General features: G+C 61.4%; 22 protein-coding genes. 12 read left to right on the top strand and 10 right to left on the bottom strand.

Annotated features, from left to right (window positions below; translation table 11 throughout):
• Window positions 1–3: 3 nt before the first annotated feature.
• A complete protein-coding gene (locus M0H32_RS11910; RefSeq protein ID WP_248154177.1) occupies window positions 4–660 on the bottom strand; it encodes a TetR/AcrR family transcriptional regulator in 657 nt (218 codons plus the stop codon).
• A gap of 349 nt (window positions 661–1,009) precedes the next feature.
• On the opposite strand from M0H32_RS11910, the gene hemA reads away from it, so the two are divergent.
• The gene (hemA, locus tag M0H32_RS11905; RefSeq protein WP_248154175.1) at window positions 1,010–2,227 is read left to right on the top strand and encodes a 5-aminolevulinate synthase; all 1,218 of its coding nucleotides are present in this window, start codon (window positions 1,010–1,012) and stop codon (window positions 2,225–2,227) included.
• 155 nt (window positions 2,228–2,382) lie between these two features.
• Here the strand turns inward: hemA and M0H32_RS11900 are convergent, their stop codons facing one another.
• Entirely contained in the window at window positions 2,383–3,609 is a 1,227-nt protein-coding gene (locus M0H32_RS11900) for a hypothetical protein (protein ID WP_248154174.1), read from the bottom strand.
• Window positions 3,610–3,788: 179 nt separating this feature from the next.
• Here M0H32_RS11900 and M0H32_RS11895 point away from each other — a divergent pair, with 179 nt between their 5' ends.
• From M0H32_RS11895 to M0H32_RS11855, 9 genes are all read left to right on the top strand, one after another.
• A complete protein-coding gene (locus tag M0H32_RS11895; RefSeq protein WP_248154172.1) occupies window positions 3,789–4,571 on the top strand; it encodes a DUF1194 domain-containing protein in 783 nt (260 codons plus the stop codon).
• A 111-nt stretch (window positions 4,572–4,682) separates the two neighbouring features.
• Window positions 4,683–5,936, top strand: coding sequence for a cation:proton antiporter (locus tag M0H32_RS11890; protein WP_248154170.1), 1,254 nt, complete (start codon window positions 4,683–4,685; stop codon window positions 5,934–5,936).
• Between the two features lie 43 nt (window positions 5,937–5,979).
• On the top strand, window positions 5,980–7,590 hold the full coding sequence (locus M0H32_RS11885; protein WP_248154168.1) for a glutamate synthase-related protein: 1,611 nt from the start codon (window positions 5,980–5,982) through the stop codon (window positions 7,588–7,590).
• A gap of 24 nt (window positions 7,591–7,614) precedes the next feature.
• On the top strand, window positions 7,615–9,591 hold the full coding sequence (locus M0H32_RS11880) for a thiamine pyrophosphate-dependent enzyme (protein WP_248154166.1): 1,977 nt from the start codon (window positions 7,615–7,617) through the stop codon (window positions 9,589–9,591).
• A 737-nt stretch (window positions 9,592–10,328) separates the two neighbouring features.
• Window positions 10,329–10,550, top strand: a complete 222-nt coding sequence (locus M0H32_RS11875) for a hypothetical protein (protein ID WP_248154165.1) — start codon at window positions 10,329–10,331, stop codon at window positions 10,548–10,550.
• Window positions 10,547–10,705 (top strand): hypothetical protein, encoded by a 159-nt coding sequence (locus M0H32_RS11870; RefSeq protein WP_248154163.1) that lies wholly within the window; start codon window positions 10,547–10,549, stop codon window positions 10,703–10,705. The genes M0H32_RS11875 and M0H32_RS11870 overlap by 4 nt, the downstream gene beginning before the upstream one ends.
• The gene (locus tag M0H32_RS11865) at window positions 10,702–11,769 is read left to right on the top strand and encodes a Rieske 2Fe-2S domain-containing protein (RefSeq protein WP_248154162.1); all 1,068 of its coding nucleotides are present in this window, start codon (window positions 10,702–10,704) and stop codon (window positions 11,767–11,769) included. Before M0H32_RS11870 ends, M0H32_RS11865 begins: the two co-directional genes overlap by 4 nt.
• A 259-nt stretch (window positions 11,770–12,028) precedes the next feature.
• Complete coding sequence (locus tag M0H32_RS11860; RefSeq protein WP_248154160.1) at window positions 12,029–12,790, top strand: hypothetical protein; 762 nt, start codon at window positions 12,029–12,031, stop codon at window positions 12,788–12,790.
• Entirely contained in the window at window positions 12,787–13,038 is a 252-nt protein-coding gene (locus M0H32_RS11855; RefSeq protein ID WP_248154158.1) for a hypothetical protein, read from the top strand. The genes M0H32_RS11860 and M0H32_RS11855 overlap by 4 nt, the downstream gene beginning before the upstream one ends.
• 82 nt (window positions 13,039–13,120) lie before the next feature.
• Here M0H32_RS11855 and M0H32_RS11850 read toward each other — a convergent pair whose 3' ends face one another.
• The 6 genes from M0H32_RS11850 to M0H32_RS11825 form a co-directional block, all read right to left on the bottom strand.
• Complete coding sequence (locus M0H32_RS11850; protein WP_248154157.1) at window positions 13,121–13,915, bottom strand: alpha/beta fold hydrolase; 795 nt, start codon at window positions 13,913–13,915, stop codon at window positions 13,121–13,123.
• Entirely contained in the window at window positions 13,912–14,973 is a 1,062-nt protein-coding gene (locus M0H32_RS11845) for a branched-chain amino acid ABC transporter permease (RefSeq protein ID WP_248154155.1), read from the bottom strand. The genes M0H32_RS11850 and M0H32_RS11845 overlap by 4 nt, the downstream gene beginning before the upstream one ends.
• Window positions 14,974–14,984: 11 nt before the next feature.
• Window positions 14,985–16,013 (bottom strand): branched-chain amino acid ABC transporter permease, encoded by a 1,029-nt coding sequence (locus M0H32_RS11840; RefSeq protein WP_248154154.1) that lies wholly within the window; start codon window positions 16,011–16,013, stop codon window positions 14,985–14,987.
• Window positions 16,010–16,735 carry an ABC transporter ATP-binding protein gene (locus M0H32_RS11835; protein ID WP_248154152.1) on the bottom strand — a complete coding sequence of 242 codons (726 nt, stop codon included), beginning with the start codon at window positions 16,733–16,735 and terminating at the stop codon, window positions 16,010–16,012. Before M0H32_RS11835 ends, M0H32_RS11840 begins: the two co-directional genes overlap by 4 nt.
• Window positions 16,735–17,520, bottom strand: a complete 786-nt coding sequence (locus M0H32_RS11830; RefSeq protein ID WP_248154499.1) for an ABC transporter ATP-binding protein — start codon at window positions 17,518–17,520, stop codon at window positions 16,735–16,737. The genes M0H32_RS11835 and M0H32_RS11830 overlap by 1 nt, the downstream gene beginning before the upstream one ends.
• Before the next feature lie 128 nt (window positions 17,521–17,648).
• Window positions 17,649–18,821, bottom strand: a complete 1,173-nt coding sequence (locus M0H32_RS11825) for a substrate-binding domain-containing protein (RefSeq protein ID WP_425607312.1) — start codon at window positions 18,819–18,821, stop codon at window positions 17,649–17,651.
• Window positions 18,822–19,379: 558 nt separating this feature from the next.
• Here M0H32_RS11825 and M0H32_RS11820 point away from each other — a divergent pair.
• On the top strand, window positions 19,380–20,270 hold the full coding sequence (locus M0H32_RS11820) for a dienelactone hydrolase family protein (protein ID WP_248154148.1): 891 nt from the start codon (window positions 19,380–19,382) through the stop codon (window positions 20,268–20,270).
• Window positions 20,271–20,622: 352 nt separating this feature from the next.
• Here the strand turns inward: M0H32_RS11820 and M0H32_RS11815 are convergent, their stop codons facing one another.
• Together M0H32_RS11815 and M0H32_RS11810 are read right to left on the bottom strand one after the other, a co-directional pair.
• On the bottom strand, window positions 20,623–21,684 hold the full coding sequence (locus tag M0H32_RS11815) for an ABC transporter ATP-binding protein (protein WP_248154146.1): 1,062 nt from the start codon (window positions 21,682–21,684) through the stop codon (window positions 20,623–20,625).
• Window positions 21,685–21,710: 26 nt separating this feature from the next.
• Window positions 21,711–22,499 (bottom strand): IclR family transcriptional regulator, encoded by a 789-nt coding sequence (locus M0H32_RS11810; RefSeq protein WP_248154144.1) that lies wholly within the window; start codon window positions 22,497–22,499, stop codon window positions 21,711–21,713.
• Window positions 22,500–22,616: 117 nt separating this feature from the next.
• On the opposite strand from M0H32_RS11810, the gene M0H32_RS11805 reads away from it, so the two are divergent.
• A complete protein-coding gene (locus M0H32_RS11805; protein WP_248154143.1) occupies window positions 22,617–23,876 on the top strand; it encodes an ABC transporter substrate-binding protein in 1,260 nt (419 codons plus the stop codon).
• Window positions 23,877–23,942 lie beyond the last annotated feature (66 nt).

Below are 23,942 nucleotides of genomic sequence, written 5' to 3'. Positions count from 1 at the left end.
GCCTCACGGCTTGATTCCGTTTTCGATCAGGTCATAGGCACTGGCGACCAGTTCCGGGATCGGCTTGTCCGACTTGAACACCACCAGCTGTTCGCCGAGCGACCTGGCAATGCCCATCAGCGCCCAGGCGCGGGTTTCTGAATCGCCCTTCGAAATCTGCCCCGCCGCTTCGGCTGCCTCCAGACCGCTGCGATAGCCGGCGGCGAAGGTCGTGTAATATTCCTCATAGGCCGCCGGATCGACGAACAGCGCTTCCTGAACGATGCGGTAGAGGTCCGGATGGGCCTGCACAAAATCCAGAAACGCATAAAGGCCGGCTTTTTCGGCCTCCAGACGGTTGCCGATGCCCTGGGTCGCCTCGGCGATCGTGTGCCGCACCAAACGGCCCATTTCCAGCACCAGTTCGGAAAAGACCTGCTCCTTGGTGGTGAAATAGATGTAGAAAGTGCCTTGGGCGACACCGGCCTCGCTGGTAATATGGCCGATGGAGGCGTCGTTGTAGCCCTTGGCGCCGATGACCTTCTCGGCCGCGGCCAGAATCGCGCGTCGCGTGGCTTCTCCGCGCGCCGTCTTCGGCTGATTGACCGCCGCCTTCGTCGGCATGTCCGCCTCTTCGGCCGGTTTGCGCACGTCCTCGTTCCTCCCGAATTCCTGAAACATGAATCAGTATTCATGTTTGACGCCTGAAAGCAAGAAACTTCTTCCCGAAACGGCCGAATTCGCGGATTTTCGAGCCAATCGGGACATTTGCCGGATAGATCCGGGCATTTGCCGGATGGATTCAAACGAAAAAACATGCAAAAAATAATATATGACGTTTGGACGCAGGCAGGCATTTGACCTTGATCAAGGCCAAAACTTTGCTAAGCAGTTTTGAATAGCATCAAATGAGCTGCTAGCCTCGGCCAGGACGGAACGGGTCGAGACTGGAAAAAGCCGCGCGGGACGCATGTTGCGCGGGCAGGAGAGAGACGCTGGCAAAGGTGCCCGCGAAGAGAGGATCCTGAGAATGGACGTGAACGCGTATCTGGAAGAGCGCCTCGGCAAACTGCATGACAACGGTAATTACCGTGTGTTTGCGGATCTAGAACGTCAGGCCGGCGATTTTCCGCGCGCAAAACGCTACCGTGAAGACGGCTCCGTCCAGGATGTGACCGTCTGGTGCTCCAACGATTATCTCGGCATGGGCCAGAACGACAAGGTCGTCGCCGCCATGCAGGACGTCCTGTCGAAATGCGGCGCCGGCGCGGGCGGCACCCGCAACATCTCCGGCACCAACCACTATCACGTGCTCCTGGAAAACGAGCTGGCGGATCTGCACGGCAAGGAAGCCGCTCTGATCTTCACCTCCGGCTATGTCTCCAACTGGGCCGCCCTCGGCACCCTAGCCTCCCAGGTCCCGGGCATGATCGTCTATTCGGATTCGCTCAACCACGCCTCCATGATCGAGGGCATCCGTCATGCCCGCTGCGAGAAGCGCATCTTCAAGCACAATGACGTTGAGGATCTGGAGCGCCTGATGGCCGCCGACGATCCGGACGCGCCCAAGCTGGTCGCCTTCGAAAGCGTCTATTCCATGGACGGCGACATCGCGCCGATCAAGGAACTCTGCGACGTTGCCGACAAATACGGCGCCCTCACCTATCTCGATGAAGTCCATGCCGTCGGCATGTACGGCCCGCGCGGCGGCGGCGTCGCCGAGCGCGAAGGCCTGATGGATCGCCTGACCATCATCGAAGGCACGCTCGGCAAGGCCTTCGGCGTCATGGGCGGCTACATCACCGGCTCGAAGACCGTGGTCGATTTCATCCGCTCCTTTGCCTCCGGCTTCATCTTCACCACGGCGCTGCCGCCAGCTCTGGCCGCGGGCGCGACCGCCTCGATCCGGCACCTCAAGGACAGCCCGTTCGAGCGCAAGGCCCACAAGGACCGCGTTGCCCAGCTGCGCGCCGCCCTCGACAAGCGCGGCATCCCGCACATGGAAAACCCGAGCCACATCGTTCCGGTGATGGTGGGCGATGCCAAGAAATGCAAATGGATCTCCGACATCCTGCTTGAGACCTACGGCATCTACGTCCAGCCGATCAACTACCCGACCGTCCCGGTCGGCACCGAGCGCCTGCGCTTCACCCCGACCCCGCTGCACACGGCCGAGGACATCGAACACCTCGCCTCCGCGATCAACGACCTCTGGTCGCAATGCGCTTTGGCACGGGCGGTGGCTTAACGCCAGTCCGGACCGCTGAATTTAGGAAACCCGCGTCTCGATGAGGCGCGGGTTTTTTATCACTGTGATCCCGGACAAGTGAGGCGTAGCCTAGCGCTGATATAGTTATTGGTAATTTTCGGTGAAGGCTTGCAGCAAATGTGTGCTGTTAGAGATCAAGATCCTTCGCATTCCAGTCCGACTAAATTCATAACTTTAGAGGGTCGCCGTTCCCCTTTTAACTCTCGTGCTATTGGCGAAACTTGCATGACATGTCCTTGCCCACTGACACAAACGAAACTTTCAACCTCAAAAAGGCTTTCACCGTTCTTACTTGCTTCAAACTTGAACAAGAATGCCCAATCGTCCCTCTCAGGTTGGTAGAACAGGTTCTCGACAGTGGCCCGCAATACGGAGCTCTCTTTGACGTAAACGAAACTCTCATGACATTCAGGATCGGTGGTTGAAATCGAACAACTTTCGCCTTTGCCCACTTCGTTTGCCACTGACATTTCCAGTCTGGCAAGCATGGGGATAGCCGCTGCATCCCGTGCCTTGAGCAGCACATCTCTGAAGGCGCCAGCACGTCTGGATATTCGCATGATTGGACGAGTTTCCACATATTCACCATACGGAAGTCTCAAGCCCAGTTCCGTTAACACAGGAACCGTCGTGCACGCCCTGACCAATCCTTCATGCGGAAGTGGAACCACCTTGTTCTGACAGAAGTAGCCGCCGTTTCTATCCTGCAATTTTCCGGTGCTGCGATACATTGCCTGCACAAAGTCGCTTGCATTCGGTAACTCAAGGTTCTTTTGAATTAAGTCCACCGCACGCATATTCAGATCGCGCTCAATACGGCTAAGATCCAATTCACCCGTCAAATCAAAGGTTAAGGAGATTGCCGACTGGACAGGCTCGGCCCTTCGTCCCATGCCTACTAGTGGCACATCCTGTTCTTGATACAAGTACATCTGAAAAAGGTACCTGCCTGGAAGAATATCTTCGCAAGGCATTGGGCCGTCAGCGGGAGCCCACCAAGTAGCACGGCCATTCCACTCGAACTCTTGCACACCTGTGCCACTTAAAGAGATTGTTTTGCGCGAAAGTGGTCCATCGCAGCCTGGATTCCAGACACCGTGAATTGGCGGATTATTCTCTGGCATAACAGGCACCAAGAATATTCCGACACTTGAGTTCGGCGGAATCCGGTGCTTGAAAATCCTGACTGTGATTGGAGCGTTCAGCAGAAACTGGCCGTCAATGATCTCAAGTTTAATCTCAGGACCACTTCCAGGTTCGGCTTTTTCGGTGCGCGCTGCTGCTCCAAAGGTGGAGGCTCCTGCCACAAAAAACAGACCCAAAAGCAAGTAAAAGATCCGAATAACAGAATAATCAGACAAACATCTCGTCCTTGCAAACGTCGGCACCTTACTATCATGCAAATCAAATAAGTTAAAACTTTGAATTGCATGAGACGGGAGTTCGAGAGTTGCATGCAACAGATTGACCTTCAGCCCACTGCTTTTTCCGAACCCCGCCCTAGCTACCTTCAGGTGCCTATTTCAGGGGAGCGATGCGGATGCGGAGTGTTGTGGCTGTTGTTTTCTGGTGCCTGCTGATCGCACCGCCCGCCCTTTCCGAGGAACTCGACCTCGAACTGGTGCTCCTGGCCGACGCCACCGGCTCCATCGACGAGAACGAGATCCGCTTCCAGCGGCGCGGCTATGCCGAGGCGATCACGTCAGCGCCCGTGCTCAATGCCATTTCCTCCAACATCTACGGCAAGATCGCCGTCACCTATGTCGAATGGGCCGACATGTTCTCCCAGGATGTCGTCGTCGACTGGACGGTGATCGACGGTCAGGCCGCCGCGGACGACTTCGCCGCGAGGCTGATGGCCGCTCCCCGGAGGGCCTATGGCCGCAACGCCATCGGGGCGGCGCTGCTGAAAGGAAAGGAGCTGATCGACGGCAACGCCTATCAGGGCCTGCGCCGGGTGATCGATCTCTCCGCCGACAGCGCCAACAACTGGAACGGTCCGACCATTGCCGAAGCCCGAGAGACCGTCGTCTCCTCCGGCATCGTCATCAACGGCCTGGCGGTCCTGTGCCGTCATTGTTCCGGCCGGCCTGTCGCCTACGACCTGGAGGACCGGTTTTTCCGCACCATCATCGGCGGCCCGGCCGCCTTTGTCGTGACTGCCGACAGCTCCGAAACCTTCGCCGAAGCGGTACGCAAGAAGCTGATCCTGGAGATCGCGGCAATGCCTGAAGATGGGGAGCGTATCCTTCAAAGGGCCGCCCTTCTTGGAAGTGCCAACACCAGCCAACGCACGATCCCGGTGCGCCTGTTACCCAAGTAAAGTTCCCATAGGGAAATTCACGATTGCCACACGGGAGTGTCATCTGCTTATGATTTGAGTTGGCGGGCCCAAGTCGCCCTAATGCCGCCGTGGGCTCTGGGAGAGAGATTTATGGCCACCGGTCTTTTGATGCTGGCACTGTTTACCGTCTGCTACACGTTGCTGGCCAAAACCCTGTCCAACGGCATTCTCACCGCGCCAATCCTCTTTATCGGCTTTGGCTATCTGATGGCCCAGACGGACCTCTTTCCGCTGACCCAGGCGGAAAGCCTTCTGCATGTTGTTGCCGAAATCGCGCTGATCGTCCTTCTGTTTCTGGACGCCGCGCAGACCAACCTGAAGGCCTTGCGCGAGCGGCATCAATGGCCACTGCGCATGCTGGCGGTCGGCCTGCCGGTCGCCATCGTGATCGGTACGGCCGCCGCCGCCCCTTTTCTTTCCACTCAGCCCCTGATCGTTGCCGCGCTGGCCGCCGCCCTGCTGGCGCCGACGGACGCCGCGCTCGGTCAGGCCGTGGTGACCAACAAGGCGGTTCCCGAGCGGGTCCGCCGGGCACTGACGCTCGAAAGCGGGCTCAATGACGGGCTGGCGCTGCCGGTGATCCTGCTCTTTGCCAGCCTGGCCGGCGAAATGATGCAGCCGGCCGCAACCGACTGGCTGATGTTCGGCGCCAAGCAACTTGTTTTGGGCCCACTGGTCGGCGGCCTGACGGGCGCGGTCGGCGGCGTGTTGTTCCTGGCCGCCAAGCGCCGGGCGATGACCACGGCGACCATCGAAGGCATCGGCGCCATTGCCATGGCCTGCGGCGCTTATCTGGCCGCGGATCTCGTCGGTGGCAACGGCTTCATCTCCGCCTTTGTCTCCGGCCTGTTCTTTGGCAATGTCATCAAGGGCCAATGCGCCTTCATCTACGAGTTCACCGAAAGCGAAGGCCAGATGCTGTCCTGGGCCGCGTTCTTCCTGATCGGGCTCGCTCTTGTGCCGACCGCCGTCGCCCATCTTGATGGCGCCACGCTCGCGATCGTCCTGACCAGCCTCTTCGTCGTCCGCCCGCTCGCGGTCTGGCTGTCGCTGGCCGGCACCGATGCCGCGCCGCTGACCAGACTGTTTTTCGGCTGGTTTGGTCCGCGCGGGCTGGCAACGGCCCTGTTCGCGCTGCTGGTCGTCGATCAGCTCGACCACGAAATCGGCGAACAGCTTTTGAATCTTGCCGTCAACGCCGTCTGGATCAGCGCCGTTCTTCATGGCGTCACCGCCGTGCCTTTCGCCAAGTGGTACGGCGCGCGCCTGTCGGAAAATGAAGGCGCCGCCGAGATGAAGGAAATGCCGCCGATGCGGCCGAAGATTTCGATAGACGAGATTTGAAAACCGAAGAGCCAGGGCAAATCGCCGTTAGCCGGGGGAAAGCATGAAAAAACAAGTCGTTGCCACCATGAGCACTTTGCCGGACCGCGACCCGCAATACGCGCTTGTTGCCGATGTCGATCTTGTGGTCGTCCGTTTCGACGAGGACGTGTCCGTGTTCTACGGCCGTTGTCTGCACCGGGGCGCGCTGATGTCCGACGGGTATGTTCAGGGCGACAATCTGATCTGCGGCCTGCATTACTGGGATTACCGGCTCGACAGCGGCGTTTCGGAATACAACAACTCCGAGGCCTTGCCGAAATTCAGCGCCTGGATTGAGGGCGATGACGTGCTGGTCGACGCGGACGAGGTCGCCGCCTGGGCCAGAGACCATCCGCAGCCGTTCCAGCGCGAGAAATACCTCGGCCTTTATGCCGACACCAGCCACGGCACCGAGGAAGAGCCTTATACGGGCCTCATCCAGCAATATGCCCGCGACGGTCTTTCAAAAACCGGTCATCACGGCCGGGTCGAGGCGATGGGTGTGCCGAGGACGCAGCTGCCGGATTGGGACGACATCCAGATCCTCACCGCCCAGCTGCAGCGCTTTCCGCTGTTGGAAGACGCACCGGTCGGCACGGATGTTGTCATCGGTCCGAACGCGCAGAAGCCGTTGCACCTGAAGATCCCGCTGTTTGTCTCCGACATGAGTTTCGGCGCCCTCTCCGAACCCGCCAAGATCGCCATGGCCCGGGGAGCGGAACTCGCCGGCACAGGTATCTGCTCCGGCGAGGGCGGCATGCTACCGGAAGAACAACAAGCCAATTCGCGCTATTTCTATGAGCTTGCCTCGGCCCGCTTCGGCTTTGCCTGGGAGAAGCTCGACAAGGTGCAGGCCTTCCATTTCAAGGGCGGCCAGGGCGCCAAGACCGGCACCGGCGGCCATCTGCCGGGGGCCAAGGTCAAGGGCAAGATCGCCGAGGTAAGGGGCCTGAAGGAAGGCCAGGACGCGATTTCGCCGCCGCGCTTCCCGGACTGGACGGATTGTTCCCAGGTCAGGGACTTCGCCGACGAGGTGCGCGGGCGCACCGGAGGCATCCCGATCGGCTACAAGCTCTCCGCCCAGCATATCGAGAAGGACATCGACGCCGCGCTCGAGGTCGGGGTCGACTACATCATTCTCGATGGACGCGGCGGCGGCACCGGCGCCGCGCCGATCATCTTCCGTGACAACATTTCCGTGCCGACCATTCCGGCGCTCGCTCGCGCCCGGCGACATCTCGATCAGCTCGGCCGCAAGGATATCACGCTGGTGATCACCGGCGGGCTCAGAAAACCGGCCGACTTCGTCAAGGCCATGGCGCTCGGCGCCGACGCGATCGCCGTGTCCAACTCCGCCATGCAGGCCATCGGCTGCATCGCCATGCGCGCCTGCCACACCAACAATTGCCCGGTCGGCATCGCCACCCAGAAACCGCATCTGGTCAACCGCTTGCAGATCGAGAAATCCGCGCGCCAGCTGACCAATTTCTTCGAGGCGTCGGTTGAGCTGATGCAGGTGATGGCGCGCGCCTGCGGCCATTCGCATCTCAACCAATTCCGCCTGGACGATCTGACGACCTGGAAGCGGGACATGGCGGATCTTTCCGGCGTTGCCTTTGGCGGTGTCGCCTGATCGGACTAATTTGGGAGGAAGACGATGGACGCTCAGAATCTCGACTGGATCAAGGTCGGCACCACCAGCGACCTGGCCGAAGGCCGGGTCAAGACGGTCACCGCCCGCACCACCTCAATCTGCCTGTCGCATTTCGACGGTCAGTGGGCGGCGATGGACAATCACTGCCCGCATCAGCGCGGCCCGCTCGGTGAAGGATCGATCGAAAAGGGCACGGACGGCAAATGCTGGATTCGCTGTCCCTGGCACGGCTGGGACTTCGATCCCCTCACCGGCGCCCCTCCGGGCGGTCACGAGGACAGCGGCCAGAAGCTCTATCCCCTGAAGATCGAGAACGATGAGATCTTCGTCGGCCTTGATCCCGAACCGGAGCACGAACGCACGGTCACCGACATCATGGCCGAGACCATGGTCAATTGGGGGGTGCTGCGGGTGTTCGGCATGGTCGGCCACTCCAATCTTGGCCTCGCAGACGCCATCCGCCGGCAGGTGAACGCCGGCAATCTCGGGTATGTCGGCATTCGCCACGAAGGTGCCGCCGCCTTTGCCGCCTCCGCCTATGGCAAGCTCACCGGCCGGCCTGCGGCCTGCCTGACAATTGCCGGACCCGGCGCCACCAACCTGCTTACCGGCCTCTGGGACGCCAAGGTCGACCGGTCGCCGGTGCTGGCCCTGACCGGTCAGGTCCAGACCCAGGTGTTCGGCCCGGGAGCCTTCCAGGACATCGACCTGAAATCTGCCTTCGAGGCGGTCTCGAAATTCTCCCAGCCGGTCCTGTCGACGTCCAACCATGCCGAGCTGATGTCGCTGGCGCTGAAGACCGCGCTGGTGGAACGGGACGTCGCCAACCTGATCTTTCCGGACGATGTCCAGACCCTGCCGAGCGGCAAGGACGCCGGCACACCGGAGGGCCGCCTCGGCGGCATGGAGATCACGCCGTCTTCCGATGATCTCGAACGTGCCATCGAGATGATCAACGCCTCGGAGCGTCCGGCCATCGTGCTCGGTTACGGCGCCAAGAATGTCCGCGACAAGGTGATCGCGCTCGCGGAGAAGATCGGCGCGCCGGTGATGACCACCTTCAAGGGCAAAGGCCTGATCCCTGACACCCATCCGCTCGCCGCCGGGGTGCTTGGCCGCTCCGGCACGCCGATCGCCAGCTGGTTCATGAACGAGGCGGATCTTATCATCTCGCTTGGCTCGTCCTTTGCCAATCACACCGGCATCGCACCCTACAAGCCGATCATCCAGGTCGATTTCGAACGCATGCAGCTCGGCAAGTTCCATCCCGTCACCCTGCCCGTCTGGGGAGAGATCGGCACTTTCTGCGAGGCCATCATCGATGAGGTGCTGAAACCCGCAAACGCGCCCGACCAGAAAGCGGAACTCATCGAACGCTGGGCGTTCTGGCGCGAGGAGAAGGAGCGGCGTCTTGCCGAAGACCGCGGCCAGGGCATTCATTCGGCAGCCGTCTTCAAGGCGCTGACCGAACTTTGCCCGGAAGACGCGATCATCCCCGTCGATGTCGGCAACAACACCTATTCCTTCGGCCGCTATTTCGAGCCGCGCGGCCAGCGCATCCTGATGTCCGGCTATCTCGGCTCCATCGGCTTCGGCCTGCCGGCCGCCATCGGCGCCTGGTGCGCCACCCAGGATTTTGTCGACTACAAGGGCCGCAAGGTGATCTCGATTTCCGGCGACGGCGGCTTTGGCCAATACGCCATGGAGTTCACCACAGCCGTGAAATACGGAATGAACATCACTCATATACTTCTGAACAATTCCGAACTCGGCAAGATCTCCAAGGAGCAGCGCTCCGGCGAATGGCCGGTCTGGGAAACCAGCCTCACCAACCCGTCCTTCGCCGCCTTTGCGCGCTTGTGCGGCGGACACGGTCACCGGGTTACGGAGGTTTCGGACTTGAAGGACGCCATTGCGGATGCCATCAATTACGACGGCCCGTCCCTGGTGGAAATCATTACCGACGCGGATCTGGTGTGATGGCGGCAGCCCATTGCCTTTTGTCATCCCGGACGCCGCGCTGCGGCGAGCCGGGACCCAGGGCTCCTGGGAAGAACTGCTGTGATCATGCGGCCGGCCATGAAGGCTCCTGGGTCACCGCTTCCGCGGGGCTGACAGCAGAGGGCAACACATCCCTCACCACGTCATCCCATGGCTCGACCCACTTGTGTCCGGTTTAAACGACTATGCTTTCAGCAAGATGCTGGAACGACTTGACTATCTGAGGTGAACGGCTTGTCGGACATGAAACGGATCCACCGCTTGCTGCCGTCTCCACCCTTGCGGGCAGGGCAATCGTATTTGGAAGAGACGCGCCACAAACATCGGTGTCACCCCGGGCGAACGAAGTGAGACCCGGAGCCTACTCATTTGCAGAGAGCTGGAGTGAAGGCACCATTTCAGACACACCATGCGCTTTGACAAGCGGCTCTGCGAATGGGTCCCGGCTCGCGCTGCGCTTGGCCTGGATGACACCGTAGGTGACGTCTTTGACAAAAGCTGTGATGAAGAATTGCAAATGCAATTGCCCTGCTCTCCAGGGGGGAGACTGGAACAAGCGGTGAGGCCCGTTTGCGGTCAGAGGCTCCCGCTTAACCGGACAGCAGTGGGTCGAGCCATGGCATGACGAAGCTGCATGGCTTACCGCCTATTGGCATCACGGCATACTGAGCTAGTGTGGTGTCATCACGTTGGCAGCTGGACCACGGAGACCTGAAATGCAGTCAGCAACCTTATTGCTAGAAATCAGCCGCTATTACCTGATCGCTGGCGCCGTCGTCGCGGCCGCCTTTCTGGTGATCGGCATCGATCGGGTCGAGCCTTCCGCGCGCGGGTCCTATGTCTTCCGGCCGCTGCTCATTCCCGGCATCTGCCTGATCTGGCCGCTGGTGCTCTATCGCTGGTTCCGGCTGGAAAAACACGGCGAGGGCGCAAGATGAAGCGCGCTCACCGCACAGCCCATGCCCGCATCTGGACCTGGCTGGCCCTTCTGCTGCCGCTTGCCCTCTTCGCCTTGCTGGCGCTGCGCCAGTCCCCGCCCGCCGACCGGCCCGCGATCCTGATCGAAGCCCCCGCCGAGGAGACCGCGCAATGAGCGTGCAATACATGCCGGTCATCTGGAACAGGAACAAGATCGTTTATGACGCGGTCCTGCTGATCGCGGTCGCTCTCTACCTCTTTCTCTATATCAGGGTCGCTCCCGCCTTCGAGGACGTCACCCGCCCGATTGACGGCGCCATCCTGCGCATGCGCGCTTTCGGGAGCTGCGCCTTCCTGATGCTGACCGTGATCCTGTGTATCGGCCCGCTGGCCCGGCTCGACCGGCGCTTCCTGCCCCTGCTGTACAACCGCCGCCACTTCGGTGTCATGACCGCCGGCATTGCGGCGGTTCATGCCAATTACGTGCTCGGCTGGTATTTCAATTTCTCGCCGACGGACCGGTATGTCGCCCTGCTCTCGTCCAACACGAATTACGGCCAGCTGCTCGGCTTTCCGTTCGAGGCCTTCGGCATCGCCGCGCTGATCATCCTGTTCGTGCTGGCGGCGACCAGCCATGATTTCTGGCTGAGCTTTCTGGGCGCACCGATCTGGAAGGCGCTGCACATGTTCATCTACGCGGCCTATGCCTTTGTGGTGCTGCATGTCGCGCTCGGCGCCCTGCAGGGACCCGGCGATCCGATCTTTACCGCCATCGTTGCCGCCAGCGTCGTTGCGGTCTCCGGCCTGCATTTTGTCACCGGCCGCATGGAGGCAAGGAGAGACCGCGGCGAGCGGACCGCCCAGGCCTCGCTTGAGGAACAGGGCTGGGTGGTTGCCGGCGACCTCGACGAGATCGACGACACCTGCGCCAAGGTGGTGACACTCTCCGGCGACGAGCGCGTGGCGATCTTCAAATATGACGGCAAGCTGTCGGCGATCACCAATGTCTGCGCCCACCAGAACGGCCCGCTCGGCGAGGGCAAGGTGCTCTGGGGTTGCATCACGTGCCCCTGGCACGGCTATCAATACAATCTCGCCGACGGCCGCGCCCCGGCGCCCTTCACCGAAAAGATCGCCACCTACCGGCTGAAGCTGATCGGCTCGACCATCCTGCTCGATCCGAATGCCCTGCCGCCCGGCACCCATGTCGATCCGGTCGAGTTCGGGGGTGTGGCATGATACCAACCTCAATAAATAAAAACCCATTTGATGGCTTGATCGGACCCGTCGGCAAGGAGCGGCGCGCAGATCGGCCTGGTTGGCCGGTCAAGGGACGCAACGTAGTCCGGCGGGCCCGAACAAGCCACCGGAGGCCACGACATGAAACCGCTCCGCAGCGTCTCGCGTCTTGGCCGATGACCCACATCGCTCCGCGACACGCTCCTCGCGGAACAGTTTCATGTCATGGTCAAATGGATTTTTATTTGTTGAGGTTGGTATGAGCTGGAAACAGACCAAGGTCGCTCCCTTCTTCGTCGGGTATCTCAACAAGGTACCGAAACCGCTGGTGATTTTTCTCGGCGTCTTTTCGCTGTGTTTCACCGCCGGTCTCGGCCTTGCCGCGCTCGCCCTATCCTCGACACAGAACGACCCAGGCAACGGCGCCTTTCAATGGGGCAACCGCTTTGAACAGGTCGGCCTTCTGGAGCTGCGCCCCTATCCGGTTCTGCGGGTGCCGGGCGATGGCGACACGCCCGCCCGCACCTACATGCTGGCGGGGCAAGGCAAACGCGGTGTCTTCGACCAGGCCGAGGCCAACAAGGCGACGCCGGTCTCCCTGCGCGGTGTGCCGGTCAAGCGCGGAGATCTGACCATGATCCAGGTTGGCGCTGTTGAGCCGGCCGAGACCCGTTTTGAGGGTGGATTCCCGTCCAAGGCCATCCCGCTCGGCCGCTGGAAACTGACCGGCGAGATCTGCGACGGCAAGTGTTATGCCGGCGCCATGCGCCCCGGCCGGGGCCTTGCCCACAAGGCCTGCGCCGACCTCTGCCTCACCGGCGGCATCCCGCCGGTCTTTGTCTCCTCCGGCGATGTGAACGGCCGCAATTTCTTCCTGATGGCCGACAGCGACGGCAAGCTCCTCGGCGACGACCTCAAACCCTTGCTGGCGCTCTTTGTCGAGGTCGAAGGCGAGGTCGAGCAGCTGGACGACCTGATGGTGTTCAAGGTGGATCTCAAGACCGCGAGGGTGCTGAAATGAGCGACACACCCAACAGACCGGCCTGGCAGACCATCCTGACATCGCTCGTCGCAACCGCGCTTTTCGTGGCAATCGCCTATGCCGTCTGGACCTATGCCAATATCGGCGTGCGCAGCTGGGACATCACCAACGGCTCCCTGCTGACGGACCTGCGCTTCTTCGTCGGCCTGCTTGCCGTCTTTCTGGTGCTGACATTGCTCGACCGGCTCGTGGAATTCGTGAAGTCGAAACGGGGCGGCGGACACTGACCAGCACCTCCTCTCCCGCCCCCCACGAACGAGGAACGAAGGCAGAAGAACAACACATTCAACGTCATCCTGAGGAGTTGGCTTAACCCCGTACCAGGTCCAGCAGCAACTGATTGAACTTCTCCGGCTCTTCCATATGCGGCACGTGGCCGGAGGCCTCGAAGCCGTGGAAGTGGTAATCCGGCACGTTTTCCCTGTGCCAGGCATGGACGCCCGCGCCATAGAGCTGGCTCTTCAGACCGGCGGCCAGGTGAAACGGCACGGGGAAGGATTTCAAGAGCGGCCGGAAATCCTGCGCGGTCAGAGAGGCCCACATTGGCCGCAGCATTTCCGGATCCGACGCGGCAATGTCCTTGCGCGCCAGGGCGACCAGATCCGCGTCGGGTTCTTTTCCTTCCGCGAACAGCCGGCGCGCGATCCGGCCGGGCAGTTTCGGCCAGTCGGCGACCATTCCATCCAGGAAATGGGTGTTCAGCTCGGCATTGAGCCCGTTCCGCGTGCCATGAGGCCAGTCCGCCGAATTCAGAACCTTCGGCGACATGTCGACCGCGACGAAACGGGAAATCCGGTCGGCACCATAGCGTTCGATCAGGGCATAGGAGACCAGCGCGCCCATCGACCAGCCGACGAGGACAATCTCCTCAAGCTCCCGTTCGACCAGGGCGGCATAAACCGCGTCGGCCGCCGACGCGATGCTGAGCGGCAGCCGCCCGCCGGTCTGCCCATGCCCCGGGAGATCGGGAACGATGCAGCGCGTCTCCGGTATAAGAGCGTCGACCTGTGCCTGAAAAAAGGACCCCGGACAGGACCAGCCATGGATCATCACCAGAGGCCGGCCGGATCCTACATCGCGGATATGCAGCAAGTTGTCGTTCACGCACGCCCTGCCCGTAATCGCCCGACAATGCCCGTCGGGAAGAAATAAACCGACAAAATAAACAAGACGCCCAGCCAGAGCAGCCAGCGCTCGGGCGCCACCAGCGTCGACACAAACGGCAGTGCGCTGGTTGCCTCGGCCGCCACGCCCATCAGGTTCTGCAGATAGGTCTGCGCCAGGATGAACAAGGTGGCCCCAAGCACCGCTCCATAGAGCGTTCCCATGCCCCCTATCACGACCATCAGCAGAATGTCGATCATGATTTCCATGGAAAGAGTGGTCGCAGGACCGGTGTAGCGCAGCCAGATCGCCAGCAGCGAACCGGCCAGCGCCGCCATGACGGCGGAGAGCACCGTTGCCGTGGTGCGGTACCAGACGACCCGGTAGCCGATGGCTTCCGCCCGGAAAGCATTGTCTCGCACGGCTTTCAGCGTCCGTCCGAAGGGCGAGTTGACGATCCGAAGCATCACCAGGAACAGTATCGCGGAGACGAAAAACACCAGGTAATAGGCCATCAGCTTGCCGTTGATCCGCACATCGAGGATCTTCTCGTCGATCAGCTTGAAGGCCGGCGTCAGCTCGCGCGGGATCCTGTAGTTGAGCCCGTCCTCGCCGCCGGTGAGCCAGGACATCTGCGACACCAGAACGGCAAAGGCGCTCGCGACCGCAAGTGTCACCATGGCGAAGAAGATCGCCTTCACCCGCAGCGAGAACAGCCCGATGATCAGGGCGAACACCGCCGCCACCACGGCACCGGCGACGGTGCCCCAGATCAGCGAGGTGTAGGTCGGCCCGGTCGCCGACAGGGCCAGTGCGGTGCCATAGGCGCCGATGCCGAAGAACATGGTGTGAGCGAAGGAGACGATCCCGGTATAGCCGAGCAGGAGATCGTAGCTCGCCACCAGCACGATGAAGATGCAGATCCGGGCCGCTGTCTCCAGCGACTTGGTGCCGGGAAACAGGAACGGCGCAAAGGCCAGCGAGATCAGAACGATCAGAAGAAGCGCGGTCAGGAGGCCGCTGCGGGGCGTGTCGCCGGAGAGAAGTCTGGTCAGCATGATCGTCTCTCCTATTTCGCCTTGACTACGGGATAGAGCCCCTGCGGCCTCCACATCAGGATCGCCACCATCAGCGCGATGGTCGAGATCAGCGCCACCTTGGGCGCCAGGAAGGCGGTGTAGTTGGCCAGTAGCCCGACCAGCATCGCGCCGATGAAACAGCCCTCGACCGAGCCGAGCCCGCCGATGATCACCACGATGAACACCAGAACCATGATCTCCGAACCCATATGGGCCGTGATCGTCTCCTGATAGAGCCCCCACATGACACCGCCAAGACCGGCGAGTGCCGAACCGGTCATGAAGACGATCAGGAACAGGCGGCGGATACGGTAGCCGAGCGCCTCGACCATTTCACCGTTTTCGACCCCGGCCCTGACCAGCAGGCCGATCTTGGTGTTCTTCAGGATGTGGCGCATGGCGACGAAGAGGGCGAGGCCGATGCCGACCGCGACCAGGCGGTATTTTTCGATCGCCGCCTCGCCGATCACCCAAGAGCCCTGAAAGGCCTCGGGGCGCGACAGATGCAGCTCATCCGGCCCCCAGACCACGTAAATCATCTGCTGGGCAACAATCAGCCCGCCCATGGTGACCAGGATCTGCTTCAGGTGTTCGCCGTAGACGGGCATGACGATGACCCGCTCGAACGCAAGGCCCAAAAGCCCGGTGATCGCCATGGCCACCAGGATCGCGATCAGGACAGCGGCAAGGTTCATGATCACCGACGGCGAGGTCGTCCAGCCCGCCAGCCAGGCCAGCACGGTGAAACCGACAAAGGCGCCGACGGCCACGAACGCCCCGTGACCGAAATTGATCACGTCCATCAGGCCGAAGACCACCGTCAGGCCGGACGCCATAATGAAAATCATCATGCCCATGGCGAGACCGGCCACGGTCAGGGTCAGCCAACTGGCCGGATTGCCGATGGCAATCAGCCCGGCAACGGCCAGGAATGGCACCAGCATCACCGGCAGTTTCTGGAAAAACTGCTCGCTCAAGGGGACCTTCTCGATCCGCGGTTTGATCGATGTCTCGCTCATTGATGCGCCTCCAGGCTCAGCCCCATGAGTTTCTCCTGCAAGGCGGCGTCCCCCGCCAGTTCGGCCATGGATCCGGAATGTATGATCCTTCCATCATCCATCACGGCCACCGTGTCGCCGATGCTCGAGGCCATGGCAAAATTCTGTTCCACAAGCAGGATGGTGGTGTCGGTTTCCTTCAGCTCCCTGAGCGCATCGGTCATCGCCTTGATGATCGCCGGCGCGAGACCTTTGGTCGGCTCGTCGATCAGGATCAGCCGGCGCGGCTCGATGATGGCGCGGGCAACCGACAGCATCTGTTTCTGTCCGCCCGAAAGCGTGCCGGCGGACGAATTCCAGAAAGTGCCGATCGGCGGGAACAGCTCCTTGATCCAGGCCAGGCGCTTGTCGTCGATCGGGCCATTGGCGGCCGCCAGCAGCATGTTTTCCCCGACCGTCAGGTCGGTGAAGATGCCCATGTCCTCGGGCACGAAGGCAATGCCGCGCCGGGAGATCTCCGGCGTCGACAGCCGCGTGATGACATGGTCCTCGAACCGGACATCGCCTTTGCTCGCGGTCCACAGACCCATGATGGTGCGCAAGGTGGTGGTCTTGCCGGCGCCGTTGCGTCCGAGCAGGACCGTGACGCCGCCCACCGGCACGGTCAGGTCCACGCCCTGGAGGATGTGATAGGGGCCGATATGGGTGTGCACGCCGGAAAGGCTCAGAAGATTGTCGGCCATCACGCAGCCTCCCCGGAGGCTTCCGGCGCCTTGCCGAGATAGGCTTCCTGCACGATCGACAGCGCGATCACCTCGGCCGGATCGCCGTCGGCGACCAGCTCGCCATTGTGCAGGACGATGATGCGGTCGGCGAGCGAGCGGATCACGTCCATCTTGTGCTCCACCAGAAGGATGGTGCGGTCCATGTCGGCTTTCAGTTTCTGGATCAGTTCCAGGATCACCGGCACCTCGTCGACGCTCATGCCGGCGGTCGGTTCGTCGAACATCAGCACCTGCGGCCCGAGCGCGATCAGGAGCGCCACTTCCAGCTTGCGCTGGTCGCCATGAGGCAGGGCCGACACGATCTGATCCGCCTGGTCGATCAGCCGGACTTCCGAAAGCACATGATCGGCCCGCTCCAGCAATTCGACATGGCTTTCGGCAACGGAAAAGAGATCGAAGCCCTTGCCTGCCTTGGCCTGCGCCACCAGGCGCACGTTTTCGCGCACGCTTAACGTCGGAAACAGGTTGGTCAGCTGGAAGGCCCGGCCGATGCCCCGGTCGGTGCGTTCGGGCACGGACATGCGTGTGATCGTCTCGCCGTTCAGAAGCACGCTGCCGGAGGTCGCGGTCAGCTGTCCGGAAATCAGGTTGAAATAGGTGGTCTTGCCCGCGCCGTTCGGCCCGACGATGGCGGTCAACGTGCCCCGGTCGAAGCTGCAGGAGACATGATCGACCGCCACATGCCCGCCGAAGCGGATGGTCAGGTCTCTTGTTTCAAGAATCGGGTGTTCCTTGGCCACGATTGTGTTCCCAGGTCGGTCAGAGCGCCAAAACTGTATCGGATGGAGTGCCGGCTGCCCAGTAAGCGGCAGACCGGAAGCGCGGGTCGCAAGACCCAGGGCGCGGGCCGGAGGGGCCCGCGCCGGAGCCGTTACTGGTTGCGGATCGGGATATTCATGTCCTCGATCTTCAGTTCGCGGACCAGTTCTGGAATGCCCCATTCGACATCCGGGTCGACCTTGATCTTGAAGTGATACATCGGCTGCAGCGCCTGATGGTCCTCGGCGCGGAACACCATCTTGCCCTTCGGCGTCTCGAACTCCATGCCCTCCATGGCCGCGATCAGCTCTTCGGTGTCCGTGGACCCGGCCTTGCGGATGGCTTCCACAATCGCGATGCCCGCGGACATGCCGCCCGCGGTGAAGAAGTCGGGCGGCGCGTCGAAGCGCTTCTGGTGCTCGGCGACCAGCCAGTCATTCACCGGATTCTTCGGGATCTCGTAGTAGTAATAGGTCGCGCCTTCCATGCCCGGCAGTTCCTTGTAGGCCTTCATGGCCGCCAGGATGTTGCCACCGGTCGCGATCTCCACGCCGAACCGCTCCGGTTCCATCGCCTTGATCTTGCTGATCGGATTGCCGCCGCCGGCCCAGATCACGAACAGGAACTTGCGGCCCGGCTCGTCCTTCAGTGCATCGAAGACGCGCTGCGCGTTGGCGGTGAAGTCCTTGGTGTCGGTCGGGGCATATTCCTCGAACACCAGCTTGGCGCCGGTGCCTTCGAGCGCTTCCTTGAAGGCGGCCACGCCGTCACGGCCAAAGGCATAGTCCTGGGCGAGCGTCGCGATGGAGACGCCTTCCTGGCCAAGCGCGACCGCGTTGGAAATCGCGTCCTGGGACGAGTTGCGCGAGGTGCGGAAAATGTAGCGGTTCCAGTTGGCGCCCGTGATCGAATCGGCGACCGCCGGTTCCACAATCAAGAGCTTTTCGTATTCTTCCGCCACCGGCAGCATCGCCAGCGCCACGCCGGAGGAAACCGGTCCGACGGCAATGTCGACCTCGTCGTCGCCATAGGCCTCAGCCAGCGCCGCCTTGCCGATGTCGGGTTTCAGCTGGGTGTCCTTTTCGATCACCACCAGCTTGCGGCCATCGACTTCCATGGTGCCGTCGGTGGCATATTCCAGGCCCATCATCAGGCCGGTATGCGACTGTTTCGCATAGGCCTCGAACGGTCCGGTCTTGCCATAGACATGGGCGATCTTGATGTCCTCGGCCAGGGCGCCTGTCGCGCCGGCCGCCGCGATGCCGAGGCCAGCCAGAACCGGCATCGCCCAGCGGAATACGCGTTTCGTCATGAATTCTCCTCCCGTTGCGCGCAAGGCCGGCGTCTCGATCGGGCCGCTCCCACAGCCCGCACAACGCCAAATTGCCGCCTGACGCTGCAGCATATGACACATGAATCAGTATTCATGTCAAGAAAGAAAACTCAAGGAATGTGGGCGGTTTGGCGGAACAGGTGACCGGCGCCCAGCAATTCTGGGGCGCGAAGAGCCGGAAAATGCCAGCGCTTTCAACTCCTAGCGTTCTCCTGACACCATATGATGACAGAGGCAACGCAAGCCCTGCAACCGGGAAGTGGTATTAAGCGAAACGCATCGCCCAACCTCCGACATTAGAGCTTGGTGCCCGGCAGGGCAGGATGGTTGCGACCCCATCGACGAATGGACCTGGTCACGTGCATTGCCGTCATCTCCGCGAAAGCGGAGACCCGGACCCCTCATCGGCAGCCGCTTTGCGCTGAGGCAACCTCCCGGAATTCTTCAAGACAATCGCGAGTTCTGCGCCTATCATCGTCAAAAATAACGATCTATTGGGGGGAACACCACATGCCACTCGCCAAGCGACGACAGCTCTTGCCTCTCCTTCTGGCGGCCACGAGCCTCCTTGCACCTTTCCCTACCAGCGCAGCGGAAACGACAATCGTCGATTTTCCGAGCGCGTCCACGCCGCCGAGCAAATTCAAGATCAAGCAGGCCAAGGCCAAGGGCATCGAATTGAAGCCCAAGCCCGGATTTCCGATTTCCGGCAAGCTGGGCCTTCCGGATGGCGACGGCCCCTTCCCCGCCCTGGTGCTGCTGCACGACTGCCAGGGGCCGCAGGCCTTTCAGGACGACTGGGCCGCAACGTTTCGCGCGTCGGGCTATGCCACTCTGCAAGTTGACAGTTTCTCGCCACGCGATGTCTCGGGAACCTGCGAGGATGTGCTCGGCGAAGGGGTCAGCGGCCTCGGCGGCGAGCGGGTCATGGACGCTTTCGGCGCACTGTTTTACCTGAAACAACATCCGGCCGTTGACCCGAACCGGATCGGCGCCGTCGGCTGGTCGCGCAGCTCGACAACCGGCAGCGCACTCCGCGACGGATCGCGGCAGTTTTTCGCAGAAGGCTTCAGGGCGGTGGTGTCGTTCTACCCCAATTGCAAATCGGTCGCTTCCGCGGTCTTTGCAGATCCGATTCTGATCCTGAATGCCGGCAAAAACGACTGGACCCAGCCGGAACTCTGCTCGTCCCTTGCCGAAGTGGATGCAAATGTGGAGATCGCCGAATTTCCGGACGCGTTGCAAGGTTTCGACGATCCGAAATGGGGTCAGGAAACGGTCATGCCGGACTACCAGAACACCCTGAAAAGCCCGACCTTCGGCGTGACATTCGGGTTCAATGCCACCGCGCATGACAAGGCTGAGAAAGCAGTATTGGAGTTTCTGAAGGAGAAGATGTAGGCGGTCGAGCGCCACCCGCCTCCCAGTTGTCTTCTCCGCGAAAGCGGAGAACCAGGAACCTTCATCGGCGGCCGTTTTGCACAAACGCTACCGCCCGGGAGTTATGGGTCCCGGGTCTGCGCTACGCTGCGGCCGGGATGACAATAGTGGGGTAACCGTTTTTCACCGTCATTCCGGACAAGCACAGCATTTGCTGTGCGCCGATCCGGAATCCAGCGCATCAGTGTGAGCGCAAGCGAACTCTATTCGACTATACGAGGACGCGCCTTCGGCGCGAAATACATCTGGGTTCCGGATCTGGCCATGCAGCTTCGCTGCAGACCGTCCGGAATGACGACCCATCTAATGTCTTTTAGCGCAGCCGTTTTTCGCTCTTCGCATCGAAGAACAGCGCCGAGGCCGGGTCGAAGCTGATCGCGACCGTGCCGTCGGAGACCGGGGCGTCCTCACCCTTGGTTTCGACGATCACGCGCTCACCGGACGGGCAGACGAGATAGGAATAGGCGACGCCGCCAAGCTGTTCGCACAGATCCACCCTGGCGCCTTCGCCGGCCGGCGCGACCTGCAAATGCTGCGGCCGCAGGCCGACCAGAACTTTCTCGCCCCTGGCCGGCAAGGTGACGGAGGTCGGCACGGAAATCCCGCCGAAGGCGGCAATCGTGACGGCGCCTTCGTCGGCAATGCCTTCGACAAAATTCATGCTCGGGCTGCCGATAAAACCTGCGACGAACTTGTTGTCCGGATCGGAATAGAGCTGCATCGGGGAACCGACCTGCTCGATATTGCCACCGCGCAGCACCACGATCTTGTCGGCAAGCGTCATTGCCTCGACCTGATCGTGGGTCACATAGATCATGGTTGCGCCGATATCCTTGTGCAGGCGGGCGATCTCGACACGCATGTCGACACGCAGCTCGGCATCGAGGTTGGAGAGCGGCTCGTCGAACAGGAACACTTCCGGGCCGCGCACGATCGCCCGGCCGATGGCGACGCGCTGGCGCTGACCGCCGGAGAGTGCCTTGGGCTTGCGCTTCAGATAGGGATCGAGCTGCAGGATCCGGCTGGCTTCGGCGACCTTTTCCTGGATCTCGGCCTTGGGATGGCCGTTCATCTTCAGGCCGAAGCCCATGTTTTCCTCGACCGACATATGCGGATAGAGCGCGTAGGTCTGGAACACCATGGCAACGCCCCGTTCCGCCGGATCGGTTCGGGTGACGTCCCGGCCGCCGATCTGAATCATACCGGACGTGGTCTCCTCCAGGCCGGCGATCATGCGCAGGAGCGTGGACTTGCCGCAGCCGGACGGGCCGACAAAAACGCAGAATTCGCCATGCTCGATCTCAAGGTCCACCCCGTGGATCACTTCCAGATCGCCGTATTGCTTGACGGCTTTTGTCAGTGTGACGCCAGACATGAAATTCTCTCTCCCAGGACTAAAGTTCAGGCAGGAAACTGCCAATCCTCGACTGCCGCGGCAATCTTGGTGGCGGTTTCCAGAAGGGCCGGACGGATGCTCATCAGCTCGTCCAGGCTCTTGCGCTGTGTGGATGTGGTGACCGACAGGGCGCCGATGGGCCTGCCCTTTGAATTCAGGATCGGTGCGGCAATGCAGATGATACCGGGCTCGTGCTCCTCCCGGTCGAAGGCAACCCCTTCCTGCCGGATCTTGTCCAGATCGGCGCGCAGCTTCGCTTCGGTGTTCAGGGTCTCCGGCGTATAGGCATAGAAGGACTGCTTGCGCAGCACGTGGTCCAGGTCGGACGGCTCCAGGAACGCCATCAGCGCCTTGCCGACGCCGGTGCAATAGGCCGGACCGACCTTGCCGGCCTGCGAGAACATGTCGATGGCATTCGACGGGTTGCGCTTGTCGACATAGAGCACCTGACCGCTGTCGAGCTGGGCCAGGTGAACGGTTTCCCCCGCCTCTTCCGACAGCGCGCTGACAAAGGGGCGCGCAATCGGCGCAATCGAGCTCTGCCGCCAGGCCGCATGCGCCAGACGCACAAGCCGGATGCCGAGCGAGTAGGTCTGCGCCGTGTCGTCATAGGCCAGCATGCCCTGGCTCACCAGGGTCTGCAGCAGACGGTAAAGCGTTGCCTTGGGATGGGTGCTGTCGGCCAGAAGCTCCGTAAACCGCACGGGCCGCCCCACGGCTGCTACACGATCCAGGACCTCCAACGCTTTTCCGACCGTCCCGTCACCGGTCGCCGGGCCCGCCTGTTTGTTCATGCATTCCTCCTTTGGCCCGTTTCTCTCGCCGAGCCTGTTGACAACCTACCCCGCTCGCATCAAAGTATCAATATACGAAATCAAGTTTCACATAATGGAACCGAAAGGGAGGACACCATGCGTTCCATGCTGAAAACGTCCGTAGCGGCATTTGCCATGTTGGCAGCCGCGATGGGCGCAGCTTCTGCTGACGGCCTGACGGGCAATCTGAAAATCTTTCTCGACACATCGAACCCGGCGCCGCGCGCGACCATGGAAGAGATGATTGCTCAGTTCCAGGAGAAGAACCCGGACCTGACCATCGAGACCACGGTGATCGACCGGGAGGCCTACAAGACCCAGATCCGCAACTTCCTGACCGCCAACGCACCGGATGTTGCTACCTGGTATGCAGCGAACCGCATGCGTCCCTATGTGGAAGCCGGTCTCTTTGAAGACGTGTCCGATCTTTGGGACGGCACGGAGCTCGGTGAGAACCTCGCCTCGACAAAAGGCGCGATGACCATCGACGGCAAGCAGTGGGGCGTGCCCTACACCTACTATCAGTGGGGTGTTTACTACCGCAAAGACATCTTCGACGAGCTGGGCCTCTCTGAACCCGCCACCTGGGAAGAGGAAAAAGCCAACTGCCAGAAGATCATCGATGCCGGCAAGAAATGCTACACGATCGGCACCAAGTTCCTCTGGACCGCCGGCGGCTGGTTCGACTACCTGAACATGCGCACAAACGGCTTCGACTTCCACATGGACCTGCTCACCGGCAAGGAAAAGTGGACGTCCGACAAGGTCCGTCAGACATTCGCCAACTGGCGTGAACTGATCGACATGGGCGCCTTCATCGACAACCACCAGACCTATTCCTGGCAGGAAGCCCTGCCGTTCATGGTCAAGGGCGATGCCGCCGCCTACCTGATGGGCAACTTCGCGGTCGCCGCGCTGCGCGACGGCGGTCTCACCGACGACCAGCTTGATTTCTACCAGTTCGTGGAGATCACCCCGGGTGTTGAAAAGGCAGAGGATGCTCCGACAGACACGTTCCACATTCCGGCGAATGCCGAGAACAAGGAAAACGCCCGCGAATTCCTGAAATTCGTGGCCTCCGCCGACGTTCAGACCTGGATCAACGACGGCAAGCATCTTGGCCAGCTTCCAGTGAACTCCAAGTCCTCCGTCGACCAGGACAAGTTCCTGGAGCAGGGCTTCGAAATGCTGTCCTCGAATTCCCCGGGCGGCGTCGCCCAGTTCTTCGACCGCGACGCACCGGCTGAAATGGCCAAGGTCGCTATGGAAGGCCTGCAGGAATTCATGGTCAAGCCGGACAACCTGGACAAGATCCTGGACCGTCTCGACCGCGCTCAGGAGCGCATCTACAAATAAGCACCGCTTAGCGAACCCGGACGGGGGCCCGCCCCCGTCCACCGTTCCGTTTCAGCCGTCGCGCGT

This window comes from Roseibium sediminicola (assembly GCF_023156505.1).
GTDB classification, from domain to species: domain Bacteria; phylum Pseudomonadota; class Alphaproteobacteria; order Rhizobiales; family Stappiaceae; genus Roseibium; species Roseibium sediminicola.
The sequence above is the reverse complement of the archived record's forward strand: the minus strand, read 5'-3'. Positions and strand labels throughout refer to the sequence as shown.